This window comes from Paenibacillus athensensis (genome assembly GCF_004514475.2).
Classification (GTDB): domain Bacteria; phylum Bacillota; class Bacilli; order Paenibacillales; family NBRC-103111; genus Paenibacillus_AL; species Paenibacillus_AL athensensis.
Genome location: NZ_MYFO02000003.1, coordinates 358,054 through 378,715 on the forward strand (window position 1 = coordinate 358,054; position 20,662 = coordinate 378,715).

The following is a 20,662-nucleotide window of genomic DNA, read 5'->3' on the forward strand; positions in this document are numbered from 1 at the left end:
CGCTTTCTTTTTTAGCTTATGTGTGACAATCACGGCAAGGCCGGCGCTTTCGCTTCGGGAGCCGCCCATGGCGAAGAAAGTCCGGTAGACGTTGATGGCTTTCGCTTTTACTGATCAATCCAGACGAACAATAGTCAGCGTAGCGCCTGCGCCGCCGCCGAGCAGCGTGGCTGCGCCCAGCAAGCCGAACAGCTGCAGCGTGATGGTGGTGCCGGCGCTCAGGTTGGCAATGACCGAATTGTTGAAGGACGAAACCGCAAGCAGCGGATTGACGATCGAAGGGGTGTAGGCTGCGCCGTTGTGCAGTAGGCGCGAGCTAACGAGCAGCGCGGCCGACAAGTTGATCTGATAGGCCAGCAAATAGGTGCCTGCGGCCGGAACGGTGAAGGTGTCATTCGCTCCGTTGACAGTGACGCCGCCGTTCAACACCTGATTGTTCGGCAGCGGAATGTTCGTTCCGCCGAGCACAACGGCTATGATGCTGCCCGCCGTATTTGCGCCGAAGCCGTTGACATCGGTGAACACTGTGCCCGTTGCGCCTGTAGCGCCCGTGGCTCCGGCTGTTCCCGTTGCACCCGTTGCGCCTGTAAGGCCCGTGCTGCCCGTTGCGCCCGTTGCACCTGTCGCACCAGCCGCTCCGGCTGCTCCGGCCGTACCTGTCGCGCCTGTCGCGCCTCTGGCTCCCGGATCACCTGTTGCGCCTGTTGCGCCCAAGGCTCCTGCTACCCCGGTCGCGCCCGTTGCACCCGTAGCTCCTGTCGCACCGGTTGGGCCTACCGGACCGCCCGCCGGTCCTGTCGGACCCGTCGCCCCGGTTGGACCCAGCAGCGTCGGCACGCTCAGGACGCTTTCCAGCTTGGAGGAAAGCAGCAGTTCCTTTTTGATCGCCGTCTCCATTGTTGACTTCACGCTTTGGTCGATGGCCAGCACATCGTTGATGGTAGCGCCCGGTCCGGAAATGCCTGGCAGCGTACCCAGCACATACTGGATTTTTTCACCCTCTGCGTTGAGAATGTGGCTCAGACCGATTTCTTCCATCGCGATGGACGAGAGCAGCAGGTTGATGGCGTCATCGCGGGTGATGGTAATCGTAGGGCTAATATTCGGTATGTTCGGGTAAGACACGGATGTTCACTCCTTTTCGCTTCAACTGGATGTTGATGTTTAGCAGAAATCAACATGATTCGCTAAACATTTCATGATCAATATATAAATGGAATTGGAGATTTAGAATATTAACGTCGTTTTTTTTGCCGGGATGGGGGATCGGGACGTTTCGCTGAGTCTTTGTGCAGCCACGGCTTGGCCGGCGGCGCAGGATTCGACGCCGTTTCTCTGGCGCTGCCGGTTAACCCGCCGTCTGCGCGCGCTGTGCCGAGCAGCGTTTTCAAGCTGCCGATTTGCAGCAGCAAGGCGGGGAAGCTTGCAGCCTCCCCGCCTGCGTACAGCGCGCCTTCCAGACGGAGCAGGGCAGCGAACGCCGCTGCGGCTTCGACGACGCCGGGCTGCGAAGCCCCGCTGTGCGAAGCCCGGCCACTGCCGGTTCGTCCGAGCAAAGCCAGCTTGCGGCGGACGTACAGCAGCCAATCGACGGCAACGCCGAGCAGGCGCTCGCTCCAGCGGCGGCTTGTTTCGGGCGGGACGCCGGCCAGCGGCACTTGGCGGACGGAGCCGGCAGCGCCCGCCCCCCGCCCCGCCGCTGCGGGGGCCAGCCACAGCGCGGCGAGCAGCGCGGCTGTGCCTGCGAAGCTTGCGGCGGCCGAGGCGGCGTCGAGCAGCGCCCGCTCCAGCAGCTGCAAGCTGGCGAGCTGCTGAACGCGGGGGCTGGACAGCCAGAGCGGAAGCAACGTCTGCAGGCGGGTGTGCGTGGCGGCATGAAGGCTGACGGCGGCGTCGGCAAGCCGCAGCAGCGAGCCGAACCACGGCAGCGGATCTTCGGCAGCGTCAACGTCGCTTTTGCTCCAGCCGCCGTTACTGCTGCCAGCTGCATCGCCAAAGCTGCCTGCCTGGCCTGCGTCGCCCGCCTGCGCTGCCGCCGAAGCGGCTGCTTGCGGCGGACGGCCGCGAGCCAGGAGACGGGATAGCTGCCCGTCGATGCGCAGCATGAAGACGGTCAGCGCGTTTTCGGTATACGCCGCCGTTTCAAGCAGCCAGTCCGGCCCGCGCCGGTAGCTTTCGTCTTGAAAAAATAGCGGCTCGCTATTCTTCATGACAATGCTCTTCGTGCTCGATGAGGTCGATGACATCCTCCAGCTTGAATTGGAGCAGCATCTGGTTTTTGATCACGCTGCGCAGCATGCGTTCCACGCTTTTGTTCGCGAGCAGCATTTCGTGGAACGTCAAATGCTCCATTTGCAGCATTCGCTGCAGCTTTTCGCCTTCGGCATTCATAATGTGCGACATGCTGATTTCCTCCAGAGCTATGGAGCTGAGCAGCAGATAGACGACTTCCTCGCGGCTGAGCGTAATCAGCGGATTGATGTCGGGAATATTGGGCATGGACATGGATCATGACCTCCGGCACGTTGAACTGTTCGGGCGTACCCGTGGCGGTGCGGCCCTCACGCGCCGTCCGCCTCATTGAAATACGTATCGTTATGGACAATGCTGGGATGCAGGGGATGGTGAAGCTTGGCAATTTCATGGTGAATGAGTGCCTTGGCGCGCTCGCCCAAGCGGTCGTAGCAATAGGTGAGCTGCAGGTGCGGCAGCCAGGTCCACGCGGATTGATCGCTTAATCCCATAACGTCTTGACGTTTTTCCAGCAGCGCCGCTTGTCTGTACCAGTAGATCGCATTCGCGTAGTGGCCGCGGTCGGCCCAAATCGCTCCAATTTTGCAGCAAAACTCCGCTCTCGGCGCATCATACGCCAACGTTCGCAGCAGCGCCGTCATTTGCCGTTGTGGCTGTTCCAGCACGGCATAGCAATCGGCCAGCTTGTAGCAGGCCGCGATGTTATCCTCGATCCAACCGAGCCCCTCCTCCAGAAACAGCTCATAAGTTTCGGCAGCTTCGGCATGTTGACTGTGGTCCAGCAGCTCATTGGCAAAATAATACCGATCCCGCGGAGAAAAAGGTTCTCCGGCCGCCAGGCGAGCCTGATAAATCCGCAAATTCCGGTCCGTATACAGCCGTTCCTTGCGGTGAGTCACGGCAATTTCGCTGTGCAGCACACGGCCGGCCACAGCCAAATATTCATGCACAGGCCCGTGCCACTGAAAACCGCAGCTTCGCCGGACGAGCCGATTGCGCTTCAAGCTGTGTACGGGATTGCCCGCACTGTCCAGCGTAAGATGATAATCCATCGTCACGCTTTCATAAGGCAGATCCTCTTGGCTGCGCAGCTCCCGAAAAAGCCGCCGGTCCTTTTCCTCCAGCACATCGTCGGCATCCAGCCATAAAATAAACGTCATGGTCGCCTGCTCGAAGGCAAAATTCCGCGCTGCGGAAAAATCGTCCACCCAGGCAAAATCCACGACACGCGCGCCGAACGATGCGGCTATGTTCCTGGTGGCGTCGGTCGACCCGGTGTCGACAACGATGATTTCATCGACAAGATCGGCCACGGATGCGAGGCAGCGGGGCAAGCTTAGCTCCTCGTTTTTAACAATCATGCACAGGCTGATTGTGATCATGGCTACGCCCTCCTTTTTCAGCTAATTCATGTGTATTAAACTTGTACACTCATTATGAGTACCCGGCATCATAACTTTCGCAGCAGGCGAATAATCTGTAACAAACAGGCGGGAGAAGGGAAGATGCACGTGTCGGTTCCACTCGTTTCTTTATGTATGATTGTCAAAAATGAAGCGGCCCGCATTGACGGCTGCTTGTCCTCCGTTCAAGGCGTGGTCGATGAGATCATCGTTGTCGATACGGGCTCTACCGACGGCACGCCGGAGCTGTGCCGCGCTTATGGCGCAGTTATCCACAGCGAACCCTGGAAGGGCAGCTTTGCCGATGCGAGGAACCGGGCGCTGCAAGCGGCTCGCGGCCGCTGGGTTCTGTGGCTCGATGCGGACGAGGAGCTGGATGCTCGGGACCGCGTGCAGCTGCGGGCGGCTGCCGAGCGTGGCGAAGCGGATGCCTTCGGCTTGCAGGTAGTCAACTATTACGGAGCCTGCCGGGCTGAGGCGCGTCCCGACCGGGCGTATTTGCTTGCGCAAATCCGGCTGTTTCGCCGCGAGGCCGGGTTTTCTTTTGTGCGCGATATTCATGAAACGCTGCAGCGGCAAGCGGAGCCGGGAGTGCATGGAAGTGCGCCGGCGGCGGATTATCCGCTTTTGCCGGTAAAGGTGCATCATTTTGGCTATATGGATGACGCTGTGGCGGATAAAAGCAAATTTGCGCGCAATATGGAGCTGCTGGAGCGCGAAAGGCAGCAGCCGGATCATGATCCGTGGTGCGATTACCACATCGCCGGCGAATATTACCGGCAGCGGGAGCTGGATCGGGCCTTCGACGCGGTGAACAGGTCGATTGCTGGTTTTCTGGCGCGCGGTCAGCTGCCGCCGTCGCTGGCTTATAAGCTGAAATATGAGATTTTGTTCGTCCACGGCAGCATGCGCGGAGCATGGCCGGGGATTGAGCGGGCGATTCAGCTGTATCCTGATTATGTCGATTTGCATTTTTACAAAGGCGTGCTGCTGCTGGAGCATGGGCTGTATTTGGAAGCAGCAGCGGCGTTTGAGCGCTGTCTGGAGCTGGGCGAGGGCGGCTGGCGTCATTTGAGCCTGCGGGGAGTCGGCAGCTTTTATGCGGCTTCCTATCTGGGCTTGTGTATGGAAAAGCTCGGGAAGCCGGCCGAGGCTGCCGTGTATGCCCGCTATGCCGCTGCGTTGGCCGGCGCGGTGCGCGAGCGGGAGGCGGTGGGGGCGGAGGAACAGGAGCATGGGCAGGAGCAGGAGTCGTCGGGCGTCTCAGGCGAGCTTTTCGATGACGATAACGGCGTTCGTGCCGCTGCCGGACAACGTGAGCAGCAGGCCGGTGGCGATGAGCTGCAGGTTGCCGGGTACGGTCACCTGGAACATGACGAAGCCGGTTAGGCCGACTCCGGCGGTCAGGAAGTTGAACGTATTCGTGCTGGCGCTCGGCGTTGCCGTTCCAGTGAATTGCAGCTGCAGGCCGCCAAGCAGCGACAGCGTGGAGAGGTAAACGACGAAGCTGATCTTGTAAAGCCCGGTTTGTGTCAGGCCAAACGTGCTGTTGCTGACCACAGTAATCGCCGTGCCGGTCGAAGCGCCGGCTGTGTTGAACTGCACCGGCGAGCTGACGGCAATCGATAACGTCCCGCCGATGTTCGAGCGGCTCAGCGCTGCTTGCAGCCCGCCGGATGCCCCGGTAGGGCCCGTGGCGCCGGTGTCGCCCGTAGCGCCCGTGGCGCCTGTGGCGCCCGTAGCGCCCGTGGCGCCCGCCGCGCCCGTGGCGCCTGTAGCGCCCGTGGCGCCTGTAGCGCCCGTGGCGCCCGTAGCGCCCGCCGCGCCCGTGGCGCCTGTAGCGCCCGTGGCGCCCGTAGCGCCCGTAGCGCCCGTAGCGCCCGTGGCGCCTGTGGCGCCCGTAGCGCCTGTGGCGCCCGCCGCGCCCGTGGCGCCTGTAGCGCCCGTGGCGCCTGTAGCGCCCGTGGCGCCCGTAGCGCCCGCCGCGCCCGTGGCGCCTGTAGCGCCCGTGGCGCCCGTAGCGCCCGTAGCGCCTGTAGCGCCCGTGGCGCCCGTAGCGCCCGTAGCGCCTGTGGCGCCCGTAGCGCCCGCCGCGCCTGTGGCGCCCGTAGCGCCTGTGGCGCCCGCCGCGCCCGTAGCGCCCGCCGCGCCTGTGGCGCCCGTAGCGCCCGTAGCGCCCGCCGCGCCCGTGGCGCCCGCTGCGCCCGTAGCGCCCGCTGCGCCTGTGGCGCCCGCCTCGCCTGTGGCGCCCGTAGCGCCTGTGGCGCCCGTAGCGCCCGTGGCACCTGTGGCGCCTGTGGCGCCCGTAGCGCCCGTGGCGCCCGTAGCGCCCGTGGCGCCAAAATCAAACCAGCAGCAGCACGTCGCGCCGGTTATACCGGATGGATTCAATAGCTGCTCTAATTGCGATAGCAGCACCAGCTCATGCTTCGTGGTGCAATCGATGACGCAGCGGACGCTGGCGTTAACTGCAAGAATATCGCTGATCGTAGCCACAGGCGGCGTTATGCCTGGCAAGGTGCCCAGCGCATATTGAATTTTGGCTCCCTCGGCATCAAGAATACGGCTCATCGCGAGCTCCTGAAAAGCAATAGCCGCCAGATAGGCGTTGATTTCCGCGTCGCTCATCGTTCCAGGTGTCAAAGGGGGAAGGAGCCAGCCGGCCATGTCCATTTCTCCTTTCGAAACAAAGCTGTTGCTTCAGCATAAGCGGCAGGGAGCGCTAAGGTGCATGGCCGATTTTGTTGAATAGGGGGCGTATAACCATAATGAAAGCAAACATTTTGATTGGCAGCCCGGTTTGCCAAAAACCGCACATTTTGCGATTGTTTCTGCAATCCCTGGAATCACTTTCCGATGAACAGGCCGAATTGCATTTTGTGTTTATCGACGATAACAAGGAGGAGGCTTCGTCAAACCTGCTGCGCGATTTTGCCGCTGCCCGCGAACCGAGAGCCGAGATCTGGTCGGCCGAAGCGGAGGAAGCCGCGTACGTTTGCGATGAAACGACGCATCGCTGGAGCGACGAATTGGTGTGGCGGGTGGCAGGACTCAAAAATCGCCTGATTGAACGGGCGCGGCAGGGCGGCTACGACGGATTGTTTCTGATCGATTCCGATGTGCTGCTCCACCCCGACACGTTGTCAGCACTGCTGGCCTCCGGGCGGGACATCGTAGCGGAAATCTTCTGGACGAGCTGGCAGCCTGGCACGATTCCGCTGCCACAGGTATGGCTGAGCGACGAGTATACGCTATATGACCGGCAGCCCGGTGAAACGCTGACGCGGGAGCAGCAGATTTTACGGCAATATACGTTCCTTGGTCAACTACGGGTTCCGGGCGTGTACGAGGTCGGGGGACTCGGCGCTTGCACATTGATTCGGCGGTCCGCTCTGGAAGCGGGCGTGCATTTTGGACGGATTGCCAATGTTTCTTTTTGGGGAGAGGATCGTCATTTCTGCATTCGTGCCTTGGCGCTGGGGCTTGCTTTGCATGTGGACACCCACCATCCGGCTTTTCATGTTTACCGGGAAGCCGATGTGCCGGAAGGGGAGCTCTGGCTGAGGGAAGTGAACCCGCAGGGGAAGCTCCCGTCGCAAGCGGAAATTGCCGAAAGCGGTTTGCCCAAAGTTCGGCCCCATGAGCTGTTGACTGCACCGCTTTCTGACCAACCGCCAGAGCCGTCACCGACCGAATCGCCAAGCGTGCCATCCGGCTCACTATCCGCCCGACCGTCCGACCCGTCACCGACTGCATCGCCAAGCCTGCCAGCCAGCTCGTTGACCGACCTGTCAGCGCACCGGCCAACCGCCCAGCCACACGCAGCTGACAGCCCTTCGCATGCTGCTGCTCCGCGGGCCGACTTCAGCAGCTTGCTTGCAGAAGCTCAAGCCGGTCGCCCGCTGCTGTCTGCAGCGGCGCTCTTTGCGGCCCATACGGAACCCCGGCCCAAGCTGACATTGTCGATGGTTGTATGTAACGAGGCGGACAAATATTTGGGCAAGGTGCTGTCCCGGCATCGTGAGTATATCGACGAGGCGGTCATCATCGACGACGGCAGCATAGACGATAGCGCGGAGCTGTGCCGGGAGCTGCTCAGCGGGGTCAAGCTCCATCTAATCAGCAACGAGCGTCCCAGCTTCGATAACGAGGTGCTGCTGCGCCGCCAGCAGTGGCAGGCAACGGTAGCCAGCTCGCCGGAATGGATTCTGAACATGGACGCCGACGAAATCATGGAGCCTGCGTTTGCTGCCGGCGTAGGCGAGCTGCTGCGGCAAGCCGAAGGAGACGTCGGGTGCTTCCGCCTTTACGATATGTGGTCGGAGACGCACTACCGTGAAGACGAATATTGGCGCGCCCACCTGTTTTACCGCCCGATGCTGCTGCGCTACCGAAGCGGGTTTACGTATAGCTGGCGGGAGCAGCCGCTGCATTGCGGTCGTTTTCCCGGCAATATTTTCGAGCAGCCGTCATTTACAAGCGCCTATCGCGTTCAGCATTGGGGATGGGCCACTCCGCACATCCGCACTGGCAAGCATCGCCGGTATATGGAGCTGGACCCGCATGGGCAATACGGCTGGCGGGAGCAATACGAGTCGATTCTGGATGCTCACCCGCGGCTGGTCGCCTGGAGCTGACCGGCCGGGCAAGTTGCGCAGCGGTATCCTGCTGCGGCGTACCCGTGCGGTCGGCGCAAGCTCGACCGCCCCTTCCGCACTGTGCGCGGCTCCCTCGAACGCGGCATCGTCGGCCGATTCAATTCGATTACATCAAAAAACCTCAGTTCCCTGTTAAAAGGAAGCTGAGGTTTTTGCGAGCGCTGACGGGTGAATGGTTATCGTCATCCAGACATCGGACCAAGCTCCGATCCGAGCTGCGGCTTGCTCAAGGCTGCGCGGAAGCAGGAAAGCCCGCCCCACAGCTCGGTATGTACAGCGTTCTCAGGCCGTTCATAATCGACGGGACCGCTGAAGCGCAGCCCGCTTTGTCGAACCGCAGCGTCAAAGGCCTCCAGATTTACAGTTGGGTAATCCAGCGTCAGCAGCAGCAGCCCTCCTGGCTTTAGCGTGCGGTGAAATTCCTCCAATGCGCGGCCGGCGTCGGCCGGATGCAGATGCTCCAGCACGGAAATACAAAAAATTTTATCAAACATCTCATCCTTATAAGGCAGCCGGGTAATATCCGCTTGAGCGCAAATCGTTTCGATAAAACGTTCCGCTGCTACCGTGCGTGCGGCCTCGTAGCCGATATCTCTGGCGACTTCCTCCAGCATCGCCTCCGGGGAAAGCACGCGGGAATCCCAGTCGCAAGCATGCGCTTGCCGGCAAACGCGGCCGAGCATCCATTTGAACGGATGCGGCACGCCGCACGCCGCGTCCAGCGCTACGTCCTCCGGTTGTACGAGCGAGCAGCACCAGCCGTATTCGTAGGGACGACTCCACCAGGACGCGGGGAGCGGATAGATCAATTTTTCCAGCCGTTCGTCCGTTTCGACAAAAAAACGCGATTCCAGCAACTCGGTCATAAGCGACCCCTTTCGTTCAAAATTCGCTGCGGCGGGCCACGCACACCAGCTCGTGTCCGCGAAATTGCGCCTGCAGCCGGGACAGCAGCGCCATCATTTGCTCAAACGGCGGCTGTCCGTAGTTCGGGTGGGCTTTAACGAGCGTTTCCAGATCTTGCGGAAGCTGGCGGGAGAAGAGGGCGGCCGGGCTCAAGCCGCTTAGTCCCAGCAATAGCTTCAAGCTGCGCCGGGAATAATGGAACACATGATCGGGCTCAACATACAGCGGCGAGTGGAAGCCATAGGTTTCGTTCGTAAACGAGTTTTTATTGGGTACGCTCAACAGCAACAAGCCGTCGGGCTTTAAACAGGCAGCCAGCTCGGTCAAAAAAGCCTGCGGCTGCGGCACATGCTCCAGCACATGCCAGCAGGCAATCGCATCGTAACGCTCCTGCTTGTCCAGTCCCCCGGGCCAAGCGCCGTGCAGCAGCTCCAGTCCGTATTTCGCCTTGGCGTAGGCACACGACAGCCCCGAAGGCTCCAGCCCGGCAACCGTCCAGCCCGCGCTGCGAGCCGTATAGAGAAACTCGCCCGTGCCGGCCCCAATCTCCAGCAGGGAGCCCTTCTCCGGCCTCCACATTTCCAGCAGCAGCGCATTGAACAAGGCATGCTGCGTAAATGTAGCGACTGCATATTCATCGCGCATTCGCAGCCACTTGGCGTCATACACTTCTTCGACCAGCGCGGCTGTGTCGAGGTCGTCCCTTCCGGTTTGATAAATCAGATCGCAGCGCTCGCAAAGCTCCAGCGAAAATCGCCCGTAATCATGAAACAATGTGACACGCTCGTTTTCACATAAAGGACAACACATACCCGGCTCCCTCCCTTGTCTACTGCGATACTAGCATCTATATGCAGATTGATGTTTTTTATAACTATGGAACAATATTCCAGCTATTGGACAAAGGGGAGAGTGCTCTGTTCTTCTTTACAGATTAGGATGATATATATTACAATGGAATGTAGAATTTAATTCAGCGCGCTTCAAAAGGAGATTAGGATGCAAAAAAACATACAATGCCAATTCGAGCTTACTGCGCAGCAAATCATAAAATTTCAATTTTTACATCTGTATACGAACCCCGCCGTTTTCATTTTGACCGTTTTCGGAATGGTTCACATCGCTTTGATTTGCTTTACCCTGGCAGCGAACGGATGGACGGCTATTTCCGACACCAGCATGTTTTCATGGGTATTTGGCTTGCTTGTCCTGCTCATTCCGTTAATGGCGTATCGGGGAGGGCGAAAGACGGCAGCTAACCGTCTTGTTCAGGAGACGCGCAGCTATACGTTTACTGCCGAGGGGATCGAATATGAATCTGCCTCGCAAAGCGTCCGATTGATGTGGAGCGATTTTAAATATTTGCAAAAATCCCGCAAGATGTTGTTTTTTTATGTCAATCCGAGCTGCGCGCAGCTCGTTCCAGTTAGCAGTTTTGCTTCTGCGGCCGAGCTGGAACAAGCCGTCGCCTAGGCTCGGGCGGGTATGCCCCGAGGCGGCAAACGGCGCGGCAGATGGCTTTTCTACATGGTTATATATTTGCTGATCTTTCTGGTTACGGCCGGCGTCGTTCATTTCATTTCCACGCAGCCGGGTGGCTGATTTTGCCTGACCGGCACCGTAAGCCGCTTTTTCCGCTATTGATCGAACATATACAAATAGACGTCTTCCAGATTAGGCTTCACAGATTGTACGTGAGCAACCTCAGGTCGGTGATCGCCTACGATACGAACGCAAATCCCGTCTTTTTCCCCGCTGATGTTGCTGACCTTATAACGGGCCTGCACCTCTTGCAGCTCATGTTCAGTAATGCGCGCTTCAAATACCTTGTCTTTCATTCCCTCCAGAATAGCGAAGGGATCGTCCTGCAGAAGCAGTGTTCCTTGTTGGATCAGGATGACCTGTTTGGCGATAAATTCGATATCCGAGACTACGTGGGTCGCTACAATGACAATTTTATTCAAAGCAATAGCGGAGATGAAGTTTCTGATGCGGATGCGTTCTTTAGGGTCCAGTCCGGCTGTAGGCTCGTCCAGGATGAGAATTTTAGGATCGTTGAGCAGCGCCTGCGCAATCAGGATTCGCTGTTTCATGCCGCCCGAATAAGAACCTAGCTTTTTATTCATATCCTGCTGGAGATTTACAACCTGCAACAGATGTTCAATTCTCGCAGCGGCTTCCTTTTTCTTCAAGCCTTTTAACGCAGCCATATACCACAAAAAACGGCTGCCCGTAAAATCTTCGTAGAGGCCCTGCTGCTGCGGCATGTAGCCGACGATATCCCGGTAGCTTTTTCCGAGCTTGGCAATCGGCACTCCTTCAAATTTGACCTCGCCCGTATCCGGCTTCAGATTGTCCGTAATAATATTCATTAACGTAGATTTGCCGGCCCCGTTAGGTCCAAGCAGCCCGTATACCCCGGGAGTCAATGTGGTCGTAAAACGATTTAATGCAACCTTGCTTCCTTTGTTATAGCTTTTGCTGATCTCATTTATGGTAAGAATCATCGCGCGCTTCCTCCTGATATCCGAAGACGATCATTATAGGTATGCCAGGAAATAAAACCTGCACAAACACTGATCACAGCCAGTACGGTAAAGTAGAGAGCCACGCTTCGTATCAGACCGTTTTGAGCGAATTCGGTACTTAACAGAAACAGATTATTAAACGAAAATTTGCGGACAAACGCCATACCCGTGAACTGAATCAGCAACGGGCTTACCAGGAAGGCCGATGTCAGCAGAATCGCTACCGCTTGTTTTTTCACGAGCAGCGTCAAGCATACGGCGCATTGCGTCATCAGCAAAATTCCGAGCAGCTGGAGAACATGCGTGAGCAGAACAAATTCCCATATACGGATGTGCAGGTCGACATGCCGAAATAATTCGACGCTTTGTATGGGGGCATTCCAGTCGAGGGCCGGATAGCCGCGCAGCAAATTAATAACAGGCGGAGCGTAGAGGATCAACATGAATACACCGGCAATCAGATAACCAACTGCATGCTTATAGGCAAATAACGTCCAACGTCCCCTGCGGGAGCAGCGCAACAAGGCGATCATTGAATTCCGATAATCCATTGGAAAAAGCGTGCATACACAAAGCAGCAGCAGGACTGTAAAGCTTAGACCGTTGAGCAAGTCCCGTTTAGGGTTGTTGAAGATATAATTCGAGGAAAGCTCATTGACAAAACTACCCGTGATCTCTTGCTCGCGCTGCAGTTCTATCAGATAACGGCTTTGTTTATAAAGTCTTTCAAACGCTTTTCTCTGGAGCTCGAAGAGCTTGAGCTGACTGATGGTATCGTTATATTCCAAAAGCGTAAGCTTGCCGGATTGATAACCTGCCTGTGCAGACGCATATTCGTCGGGCAGCGAATCGAATTTGCGCTTCTCCGCTTCGATGAAGCTCAAATTTGCGCCATTCATTTCTCCCGAAACGATACTTGTGTAACGGTTATACATAGCATCGTCTTCATTGAAACGAATTTCCTGAATATCGATGCTTGAATAACCAAGCGCGATGGCGATCAGTACGACGAGATACCCTTTGCCTGTAACCAGCATTTTGAACAGCTCATGATTAAAAATATGAATGGATCGGCTGGGCCGCAGCAGCTTGCTTTTCAGCCAATTCCACCCACCTGCAAAAACCGCCCGCGAATGCTCGATATAACGCTTGACGTACAGCAAGACGGCAAGCACGGGCAAGCCAATCAGCAAAACGGCTGCGGTGATTGCCGAAATCCACAAGTGTTGATAAGGAAATCCGAACACATTGATATTTTTATAATCACCCAACAGTTCGAAGGTATGGTAAAAAGCGAACAGGTTTATATACTTGACGATATTGGCGTAAGAAAAAGGATGGATGAACGCGTACGCGATATAGCTGCCGCCGATTAGCGCGGTAACGTAAACGTAAATTTTACTGGCATGGTCGAGCAGCACAAAAAATACGGCAAAGATGAAGCTTAACAATAAACAGGCGAGCGCTTTGCCGGCCACAAAGGCATACAGATATTGTTTGACCGTAAGCAATAAGCTGGCATGGCGAAATGCACCCATCGATTGTACATATCTTGAAACGTCGCCAAAGCCGTATAAACGATCGGCCAGCCATAAAATGGAGCCGTAAAAAACAACGGCCAGCATCGCCGTTACGAACGTCAACGCGCACAGCTTGGCGGCAATCAGCGCGCCTCTGCCTTGCTTATTCGTGCGAAGCAATCGAATAAGGCCCGTTTCTTTTTCATGCAAAAACAAATAGACGCATAACAAAAAAATAAGAATAGCCAGCATCAAATCCGTAATCACAAAACGGGTGCCTGACAGGATTCCATTGTCCAAGCCTGCATGCAGCGGAATTTCCTGCAAATGTACAAAATCACGGGGTGTTTTCATAATATTGCGATAAGAAAACGAATGCTCGTTTTGAAATATAGAGACGGAGAGCAGCTTATCGGCTTTCTGCTGCATGCCTAGCAAATAGGGGCGATAGTCTGCAATAGCCTGGTATTGGGAGAACACGATCTCGCTAAAATATTGATCCCTCCGCAGCAGCTCCGCATCGTCTGCATACGGGCTTCGATTGAACGCCTCGATCAGCAAAGGATCGTTTTTTTGAATATCGGCAACCTGCGAGCGCAGCATCGGATTCTCAGGATCGCGTGCTGCGTACAGAAGGGCGGAGAATCGGCCCAACTGCTCCTTAAAGGAGCGAATTTTTTCGAGCGACTGCTCGAACGGCTCCGCTGCGAACGGTTTTTCAAACGAGTAATACTCGTCCCGATGCTGAATGAGATAGGCGTTCGCATCCATTTGTTCTTTTACGTATAAATAACCGTTTAAGACAAATAGCAATGGGATTAACAGGATGATCATTTTTTTTGTGAAAATTTTCAAAAGCTCATATCCGATCAGTTTCATGCAAACCCTCCACGGAAGCGGTTAGTTGTCAGGGGTTTCCAATAAGGTTTGGAAGGTAACATGCCCTGTACCAATATCCTTTTTGTTCGCATATTTAATCATGTTGGTTTGCCCTTGTTTATATCGGACAAACATGTAATCGGCATCGCCAACGATGAAGCTGTGATCCAACGGAAGAAAGGACAGATCAAATTTGTCCACAAGCTGGTAATTCGTATCGTACACGCTCATTTCGTGCCGAATATGCTGATACTTCTCCGTGGTGAGATAAAACCAGACGGGACGAGAGAAGAGATAGTTGCCGCTTGCATAAAAATTAGATAAAAAATCGCGCCGGATCGGTAGCTCCGCGATCTGATTGCCGTCCAAATCAGCGGAATAGCCCAGCCAGGCTTGCTGATCGTCGGGATCGCCGTAAAAATAAGAAAAAATCAACTTATCGTTGAAAATCCCCTGAATCGTACTGTTTTTGTGGTCGTCCTCTGAGAACATCCTGGATATGGTCCGGTTTTGAATATCGTATTGCATCGTTCTGTACATGTTTTTGGCAGGCTCAAGAAAATAAACATGGCTGCCGTAAGGAATAATATCTGCGATATAGCCGGCCGGCAAATTCCCGTGATAGATTTCTTCAGGCTTGGCAAAAGCGCTTTGCAGATCGTATTGCATGATCTTATATTCCAATTCCGATTTTTTATTAAAATCCTTGGTTGAGTAATACACCACGCCCCGGTGAATCGCAATGGCATCGGGAGGAAAGTCGAAAGTCAGCTTTGATTTTCGCGAAGAGCCGTCTTTGGCTAGTTCAATGAGCTCAAAGCGCTTGGCGTTTTCGTTATTTTTGCCGGGTACGTTACGGCTTTCAATGGTATACAGATGATTATCGGAATACGCCAAAAAACCTGGATAATCTTCCTTGTTTACATAGGCGTTGCACGCCGCGCTTTTATCGGCGCCGGTCTCGTGCAAGCAATCCGTATCCGGTCGATTGTCCAGTAACACCGGCTTCATGGCAGCTTTATCCATGTAGTAGATGTAGCTGCCGTTCAAGAAATAATAGCCATTGTCGCTGATCGCCGTATGAATGCCTGTTCCTTGCTCGTGAAAAGAATAAGGGTAGTCGGTAGCGGGATTGTAAGTATCGCTGTAATCGGCAGAGTCCCCGCATGCGGTTAAGCTGCTTGCACAAATAAAGAGCAATAGGGCATAAATCAGTGTTTTTTTCATGATCTGCTCCTCTCGTCAGTAAGACGGATGGCGTGGCCTGTGTCGAGAAAATAGAATGTGCTCTTGACGGAGGCCGGGCGGCGCGCCGCCGCCTCCATCAAGAGCCGAATTTCGTGATCCATGTATACGAAAAACGAACAAGAGCTAGGTGCTAGTCGAAGCTGTCCACGACTGGGAGTTGTAATACACGCCATGCGATCCAGTCGCAGAAATCGAAATCGGATTCACATGGTTTGAGTTTGCGGTTGCACTAACGCTAGACGATCCGGCGGATGCATTATTCGTTACGGTGTAACGATTGGTGATGGAGCCCCACCCGTAAGTATACGTAACGCTTGCAGTCAATCCTGCAGTGGTCCCGCTAATCGAGGTGCTGGCTGTGGCGCTGGAGCTTCCCATGCTAAGCGAAGCATAGGTCGAATACCCGCCTACGGAGCCACTTTGCGAAGTGGCCGCAAAAGCGCTGCCGGAGATGCTTAAAGCAGCCCCCATTACAAAAGTGAAAGCAAGAAGCATTTTTTTGTTCAGTGTTTTCATTGTTCAATCTCCAATCTGCATGTAATTGATCGTACCGGTCTTGCTACCGCCCGTGTTCAGGCTAAATAAAGCTGTCCTCCCCTCGTCAATAAGGTTACTCTTCCGCGCTATTTACAAAGTGAATGAAAAGTCCCATAATTAGGGTGTTCTTTACTTTGTCGTTAGGCGGGTAGAGTACCGGCAGAATCGCTTCCTGCATTGCCCGTCAAAGTAATCGGGAAGCGGTTCTATGTATTGTGAAATAGAAGCAACCGTAGTTGTCTCTATTTACAATCGTGATTTGAAAATAAATACTTTTTAAATATTTTTTTCCAATTTTATATGTATACTGTATCATACGACGAGGTCTTTCACAATACGAGAAGCTCTATTCGATCAAAATGTAAAAAATAGAAAAGGTTTATTTTTTTGTTAGTGGCCTGCTAACAGGTGTGGTCATTCAACCCGACAACGTCAAAAACGCGTCTCCGGATTTCCCGGAAACGCGTTTTTTTGCTAGGCGGCGATAAGCCGCAGTCAGCAGATTTAATTGATCACCTTGCGCAGATTCGTTTCGGCTTCCTTGATCCGGACCAGGCTGTTGCGATTGTTTTGCAGCAGGGATTGGAGCGTGGCCGAAAGCTGCTCCAGCGTGGCCGAGGCCTGCTGGCTGATCGACGCCAGATTGCTGGTCGCATCGCCAATCGAGGTGGAGGAATTGCTGATTCGATCCATGAGACTTCCGTAGCTCGTAGACAGCTCCTTGAGCATCGCTACTGAATCGGTGATCGATTCAAACGCATGCTTGGTCTGCTCGGTAATTTCGTTGCTTTGCTGCATCCGTATCGCAACCTGATCCATCCGCTGACGCGTCTGGCTGGACAAGCCGGTAAATTCGCGCAGCTGCTCGGAAATGCGTTCGGCCGATTTCGCCGTCAGATCAGCCAGCTTGCGAATTTCCATAGCGACAACGGCAAAGCCTTTGCCGTGCTCGCCGGCCCGCGCCGCTTCGATACTGGCGTTCAGCGAAAGCAGGTTGGTTTGATTGGCGATGTCCTGAATGGTCGCGCTGAATTGACTGGTTTCATTCAAGCGGTCAATCAACTGGGACGTATCCTGCGAAACGGCTTCAATATCCTGCGTAAACGCGGTGAACGTAGCGGACAGATGCTCCATGCGGTCCTTGCCTTGATCGGATAAGTCGGCCGCTTCGCTGGTCTTGTTCAGCAGCGTATGGATTGAGCCGGACATTTGCTGCACCAGATCGTTCATATTGCCGATCGAATCGGTAATAGCCAGAGTCGAATCGACCTGATCGCCCGCGCCGCTGGCAATTTCCTGAAAGGCGCTGTTCATTTCATCAAACGAAGTGCTGTCTTCTTCGCCGGTTTTCGAAATCTGATTGAGATGGTCAGTAATCAGGGCGATTTGCTTCAACGCTTGCTCGCGCGCTGTTTCCTGTTCCTTGTTCAGCTTCTCAGCCTCATCACGGGCTATTTCGGTATTGCGGGTCATGAAGGCGGAAACCTTGAGGACAGCAAACATGGCAATGCCCAGCAGAATGAAATAAATGATATAGGTTGGCGCCGTTTGCTCGTCAAGATGCAACTGATCTTTTTGTGCAGTCAGCATATAAATCATCAGGCCGAGCGACCACGCGGCGCTGACCAGCCACGGCGTCATTTTCATAAATATGAGAATCGTAATCATAAAATAGTAAATCGAAAATACGTTTGTTGCATTCGGGTTTTGGAAAATGACGACGGTTGTGCTAACCCCGCACGACAAAACGGCCAAATAACACAAGTAATGAATAAGCTTTTTGGAAAAATGGAGTGCGGCATACGCGCCGCAAAATACGGTTTGCAAGATGACAATGGTCCACGTACTGGCGTCGGCTACGCCGTTTAGCGCAAATACGCTCAAATAGACGAGCAGCGTCGTTGCTGCCATCGCCAGAAATACGATGAAATTTCTGCGAATGACGTCTTGATCCCTGAGGGAGAAGCTTCCGGCCTGTGGGCCGTCGTCGCGGTTCTCCGCATGTTGAAGCACCGATTTCATTGCAATCTTCCTTTCGTTGGCCGAGTATAAAGATGAAAAATCTTTTATAAGAAAGTTTGTTTCTACGCTTTATCGAAGCATTCCTCCAAATAAGATTCTAGCAAAAATAGACATACAAAGGATATTTCTCCCATATACTCTATCAGCAAGCAAAATGATAGAACAAGCGGAGGGATTCCCGGCATGACACCTTATGCACAACGATGGCTTATTCGATGCAAAACATGGACCTGGCTGGTTTTGTTGACCGTACTCGCCGGTTTCACCTTCAGCGTCCCCGTCATGGCGGAAACGGCGGGATCGGGAAGTGAGACAGCCGCAAGCGACGGTATTTTTCGCGAACTGGCCCAAGGTCAAAGGCTGGTGGCGGAGAAAACGTACCGGACGCCGGAGCAGCCGACGGTCTATTTGACCTTTGACGACGGACCGAGCAAGCTGACCGGGCAAGTGCTGGATATTTTGGCCAAGGAGCATATTCAGGCCACGTTTTTTGCATTGGGAGAAAGCGCCGAGACCCATCCCGAGATGATTCAGCGGATTTTGGCGGAAGGGCATACATTGGGCAATCACAGCTACAATCACGTGTACGCCGAGCTGTACGGCAATTTTCAAAGCTTTTGGGAGCAGATTTCAAAAACCGAGCGCATTTTCCAGCGCATTGCCGGTGTGCAGCCGTCTCTGGTGCGGGCGCCGGGAGGCACTTATACCAATTTTGATCCCTTTTATTTCTATTTAATGGAGCAAGCCGGTTACACGATGATCGATTGGACGGCCGACAGCGGCGATTCGCGCCGGGCAGGTGTGCCGACAGCTGAAATTATCAAGAACGTCAAGGATTCCAAGCTAACGCATGAAATCAATCTCCTGTTTCACGACGGCGCCGGTCATGAGAATACGATCAAGGCTTTGCCGGAGGTCATTCGTTATTATAAGGAAAAAGGCTACGCATTCGCGCCGCTTGGCCCAGAGGTCAAGCCAAGTCAATTCCCTTCCGGTAAGCCGAAATGGAAGCGAAGCTGGAGTGAAGCCGCGTTTACCGGCCTGCTGGAGCAGGCGCGGGCACATAAAGCGCTGCAACGGCAGTCGCAGAGCGGGATAACGGGACAGGAGCCAGCCGACGGGCAGGAGCGGGATGCTGAAGCGTTGGCCACAGAGCTGATGCGACGCCAGAGCGAGACGGCGCTTGCAGAGTCGGAGCAGGCATTGGCTGCACAGCGCGTCCGTCCGCCGCTCGTCATCGAAACCGTCGGAGGCGGCTTGACGCTGCTGCAAGACATCAACAGTGACGAACGCGGACGGATCGAGGTTCCGCTGCGGCAGCTGGTGGAGCGGCTGGGCGGACAGGTGGAATGGGAGGCTGCGAGCAAAACGGCCATCGTCCGCCGCGGGCTGACAGAAATCGTCTACAGCTTATCCCGGCAGGATATAAGCGTATATACGCTGGGACAGCTGACCGCGGTCTACCATTTGCCGGATATGCGGTTGGCAGACGATACGCTGCAGGTCTCGCTGAGCGGAGCCTTGGCGTTGCTGGACACGAGAGTAACCGTCTCACGCCTTGCGGGCGGGCAGCAAATCGTCGCAGTCTCGCTGCCGGTCGGCTTGCTGTGGCCTGCAAACGGGATGACTCTGCGAAACTCGCTTTATGCCTTTGGCGGTTGAACGTCTAAAATGGTAGAGAGCTGGGAATGCTAGAAGCATACCTTTATTTGAAGGAGGCTTCATGCCTATGCAGCCCTTTGCCCGGATCTTTGATCAGCCGCAGACGTTGATAGAGCGGATGATTCATAATGTTGAGAAAGTGCTTGTCGGAAAAAGAGAGACGATTGAGCAGGCGCTGGTCGCGATGCTCGGCGGCGGTCACATTTTACTGGAGGACGTGCCCGGCGTCGGCAAGACAATGCTCGTCCGGGCGCTGGCGCGGACGGTTGGCTGTGACTTCAAACGGATTCAGGGCTCCCCCGATCTGCTCCCCACCGATGTGACGGGGGCGGCTGTCTATCAGGCGCAAACGGGAGAGTTTGAATTTCGCCCGGGGCCGCTGTTCACGCCGATTGTCCTCGCTGATGAATTGAACCGCACCTCGCCCAAAACGCAAGCGGCCTTCCTCGAAGCGATGGAGGAAAAGCAAGTGACGGTGGACGGCGTCGGGTACGCTTTGCCCAAGCCGTTTTTGCTTTTGGCTACCCAAAACCCGGTTGATTACGAAGGGACCTACCCGCTGCCGGAAGCGCAAATGGATCGCTTTCTGGTGAGACTGCGGCTTGGTTATCCGACGCCGGAGCATGAAGCGCAGATGCTCGATCGCTGGCAGGAGCGGCCGCCGATTGAGCAATTGAAGGCTGTGATCGTTCAGGACGAGTTGGTTTTACTGCAAAACGAGGTCAAGCGTATTCATGTCGACGACTCGCTCAAGGAGTTGATTGTCCGTTTGACTGCAGCGACGCGGGAGCATCGGCTCCTGACGCTTGGGGCCAGTCCCAGAGCGTCGCTCGCTCTGATGCGGGCCGCTCAAGCGGCTGCTTTCATCAAGGGGCGCAGCTATGTGGTGCCTGACGATATCAAGGCGCTGGCCATTCCCGTACTGGCCCATCGGCTGCGGCTTGCCCCGCAGGCGCGGATGAGCGGGCATACGGCAGAGCACATCGTGAGCGAGCTGTTGTCTCTCCAGACGATTCCGGTGCTGCGCCCGGCATCGTCCAAGTAGG

Annotated in this window: 15 protein-coding genes and 1 pseudogene; 5 read left to right on the forward strand and 11 right to left on the reverse strand. The window is 55.3% G+C overall.

Annotated elements, in window-relative coordinates:
• Positions 1-114 precede the first annotated feature (114 nt).
• From B5M42_RS08050 to B5M42_RS08065, 4 genes are all read right to left on the reverse strand, one after another.
• Positions 115-1,125 (reverse strand): BclA C-terminal domain-containing protein, encoded by a 1,011-nt coding sequence (locus tag B5M42_RS08050; RefSeq protein ID WP_209280758.1) that lies wholly within the window; start codon positions 1,123-1,125, stop codon positions 115-117.
• Between the two features lie 110 nt (positions 1,126-1,235).
• Positions 1,236-2,210 carry a hypothetical protein gene (locus B5M42_RS08055; RefSeq protein WP_230632795.1) on the reverse strand — a complete coding sequence of 325 codons (975 nt, stop codon included), beginning with the start codon at positions 2,208-2,210 and terminating at the stop codon, positions 1,236-1,238.
• Positions 2,200-2,505, reverse strand: a complete 306-nt coding sequence (locus B5M42_RS08060; RefSeq protein WP_134757257.1) for a hypothetical protein — start codon at positions 2,503-2,505, stop codon at positions 2,200-2,202. Before B5M42_RS08060 ends, B5M42_RS08055 begins: the two co-directional genes overlap by 11 nt.
• A gap of 56 nt (positions 2,506-2,561) precedes the next feature.
• Positions 2,562-3,635, reverse strand: coding sequence for a tetratricopeptide repeat-containing glycosyltransferase family 2 protein (locus tag B5M42_RS08065; RefSeq protein WP_134757255.1), 1,074 nt, complete (start codon positions 3,633-3,635; stop codon positions 2,562-2,564).
• 156 nt (positions 3,636-3,791) lie between these two features.
• Between B5M42_RS08065 and B5M42_RS08070 the strand changes: the two are divergent.
• Positions 3,792-4,151, forward strand: a pseudogene (locus B5M42_RS08070) (glycosyltransferase family 2 protein); the annotation flags it as partial.
• 768 nt (positions 4,152-4,919) lie between these two features.
• Here the strand turns inward: B5M42_RS08070 and B5M42_RS08075 are convergent.
• On the reverse strand, positions 4,920-6,323 hold the full coding sequence (locus tag B5M42_RS08075; RefSeq protein WP_230632796.1) for a hypothetical protein: 1,404 nt from the start codon (positions 6,321-6,323) through the stop codon (positions 4,920-4,922).
• Between the two features lie 101 nt (positions 6,324-6,424).
• Between B5M42_RS08075 and B5M42_RS08080 the strand changes: the two genes are divergently transcribed.
• On the forward strand, positions 6,425-8,293 hold the full coding sequence (locus tag B5M42_RS08080; protein WP_230632797.1) for a glycosyltransferase family 2 protein: 1,869 nt from the start codon (positions 6,425-6,427) through the stop codon (positions 8,291-8,293).
• A gap of 203 nt (positions 8,294-8,496) precedes the next feature.
• On the opposite strand, the gene B5M42_RS08085 is transcribed toward B5M42_RS08080, so the two are convergent.
• Together B5M42_RS08085 and B5M42_RS08090 are read right to left on the reverse strand one after the other, a co-directional pair.
• Positions 8,497-9,180 carry a class I SAM-dependent methyltransferase gene (locus B5M42_RS08085; protein ID WP_134757251.1) on the reverse strand — a complete coding sequence of 228 codons (684 nt, stop codon included), beginning with the start codon at positions 9,178-9,180 and terminating at the stop codon, positions 8,497-8,499.
• A 16-nt stretch (positions 9,181-9,196) separates the two neighbouring features.
• Positions 9,197-10,030 (reverse strand): class I SAM-dependent methyltransferase, encoded by an 834-nt coding sequence (locus B5M42_RS08090; protein WP_134757249.1) that lies wholly within the window; start codon positions 10,028-10,030, stop codon positions 9,197-9,199.
• A 189-nt stretch (positions 10,031-10,219) separates the two neighbouring features.
• Here B5M42_RS08090 and B5M42_RS08095 point away from each other — a divergent pair, with 189 nt between their 5' ends.
• Positions 10,220-10,693: a YcxB family protein gene (locus B5M42_RS08095; protein ID WP_134757247.1), complete on the forward strand. Its 474-nt coding sequence runs from the start codon at positions 10,220-10,222 to the stop codon at positions 10,691-10,693.
• Positions 10,694-10,857: 164 nt separating this feature from the next.
• Here B5M42_RS08095 and B5M42_RS08100 read toward each other — a convergent pair whose 3' ends face one another.
• From B5M42_RS08100 to B5M42_RS08115, 4 genes are all read right to left on the reverse strand, one after another.
• A complete protein-coding gene (locus tag B5M42_RS08100) occupies positions 10,858-11,727 on the reverse strand; it encodes an ATP-binding cassette domain-containing protein (RefSeq protein WP_134757245.1) in 870 nt (289 codons plus the stop codon).
• On the reverse strand, positions 11,724-14,147 hold the full coding sequence (locus B5M42_RS08105) for a hypothetical protein (protein WP_134757243.1): 2,424 nt from the start codon (positions 14,145-14,147) through the stop codon (positions 11,724-11,726). The genes B5M42_RS08100 and B5M42_RS08105 overlap by 4 nt, the downstream gene beginning before the upstream one ends.
• A 21-nt stretch (positions 14,148-14,168) precedes the next feature.
• The gene (locus B5M42_RS08110) at positions 14,169-15,374 is read right to left on the reverse strand and encodes a hypothetical protein (protein ID WP_134757241.1); all 1,206 of its coding nucleotides are present in this window, start codon (positions 15,372-15,374) and stop codon (positions 14,169-14,171) included.
• Positions 15,375-16,436: 1,062 nt separating this feature from the next.
• Positions 16,437-17,954, reverse strand: a complete 1,518-nt coding sequence (locus B5M42_RS08115) for a methyl-accepting chemotaxis protein (protein ID WP_134757239.1) — start codon at positions 17,952-17,954, stop codon at positions 16,437-16,439.
• A 183-nt stretch (positions 17,955-18,137) separates the two neighbouring features.
• On the opposite strand from B5M42_RS08115, the gene B5M42_RS08120 reads away from it, so the two are divergent.
• Together B5M42_RS08120 and B5M42_RS08125 are read left to right on the forward strand one after the other, a co-directional pair.
• Positions 18,138-19,616 carry a polysaccharide deacetylase gene (locus B5M42_RS08120; RefSeq protein WP_134757237.1) on the forward strand — a complete coding sequence of 493 codons (1,479 nt, stop codon included), beginning with the start codon at positions 18,138-18,140 and terminating at the stop codon, positions 19,614-19,616.
• A gap of 61 nt (positions 19,617-19,677) precedes the next feature.
• Positions 19,678-20,661, forward strand: a complete 984-nt coding sequence (locus tag B5M42_RS08125; RefSeq protein WP_134757235.1) for an AAA family ATPase — start codon at positions 19,678-19,680, stop codon at positions 20,659-20,661.
• Position 20,662: the final 1 nt, after the last annotated feature.

Bases quoted from the DNA above. Each gene is read 5' to 3' on its own strand.
- B5M42_RS08055 (WP_230632795.1), bottom strand. From the start codon at position 2,210: ATGAAGAATAGCGAGCCGCTATTTTTTCAAGACGAAAGCTACCGGCGC.
- B5M42_RS08060 (WP_134757257.1), bottom strand. From the start codon at position 2,505: ATGTCCATGCCCAATATTCCCGACATCAATCCGCTGATTACGCTCAGC.
- B5M42_RS08065 (WP_134757255.1), bottom strand. From the start codon at position 3,635: ATGATCACAATCAGCCTGTGCATGATTGTTAAAAACGAGGAGCTAAGC.
- B5M42_RS08075 (WP_230632796.1), bottom strand. From the start codon at position 6,323: ATGGCCGGCTGGCTCCTTCCCCCTTTGACACCTGGAACGATGAGCGAC.
- B5M42_RS08080 (WP_230632797.1), top strand. From the start codon at position 6,425: ATGAAAGCAAACATTTTGATTGGCAGCCCGGTTTGCCAAAAACCGCAC.
- B5M42_RS08085 (WP_134757251.1), bottom strand. From the start codon at position 9,180: ATGACCGAGTTGCTGGAATCGCGTTTTTTTGTCGAAACGGACGAACGG.
- B5M42_RS08090 (WP_134757249.1), bottom strand. From the start codon at position 10,030: ATGTGTTGTCCTTTATGTGAAAACGAGCGTGTCACATTGTTTCATGAT.
- B5M42_RS08095 (WP_134757247.1), top strand. From the start codon at position 10,220: ATGCAAAAAAACATACAATGCCAATTCGAGCTTACTGCGCAGCAAATC.
- B5M42_RS08100 (WP_134757245.1), bottom strand. From the start codon at position 11,727: ATGATTCTTACCATAAATGAGATCAGCAAAAGCTATAACAAAGGAAGC.
- B5M42_RS08105 (WP_134757243.1), bottom strand. From the start codon at position 14,147: ATGAAACTGATCGGATATGAGCTTTTGAAAATTTTCACAAAAAAAATG.
- B5M42_RS08110 (WP_134757241.1), bottom strand. From the start codon at position 15,374: ATGAAAAAAACACTGATTTATGCCCTATTGCTCTTTATTTGTGCAAGC.
- B5M42_RS08115 (WP_134757239.1), bottom strand. From the start codon at position 17,954: ATGAAATCGGTGCTTCAACATGCGGAGAACCGCGACGACGGCCCACAG.
- B5M42_RS08120 (WP_134757237.1), top strand. From the start codon at position 18,138: ATGACACCTTATGCACAACGATGGCTTATTCGATGCAAAACATGGACC.
- B5M42_RS08125 (WP_134757235.1), top strand. From the start codon at position 19,678: ATGCCTATGCAGCCCTTTGCCCGGATCTTTGATCAGCCGCAGACGTTG.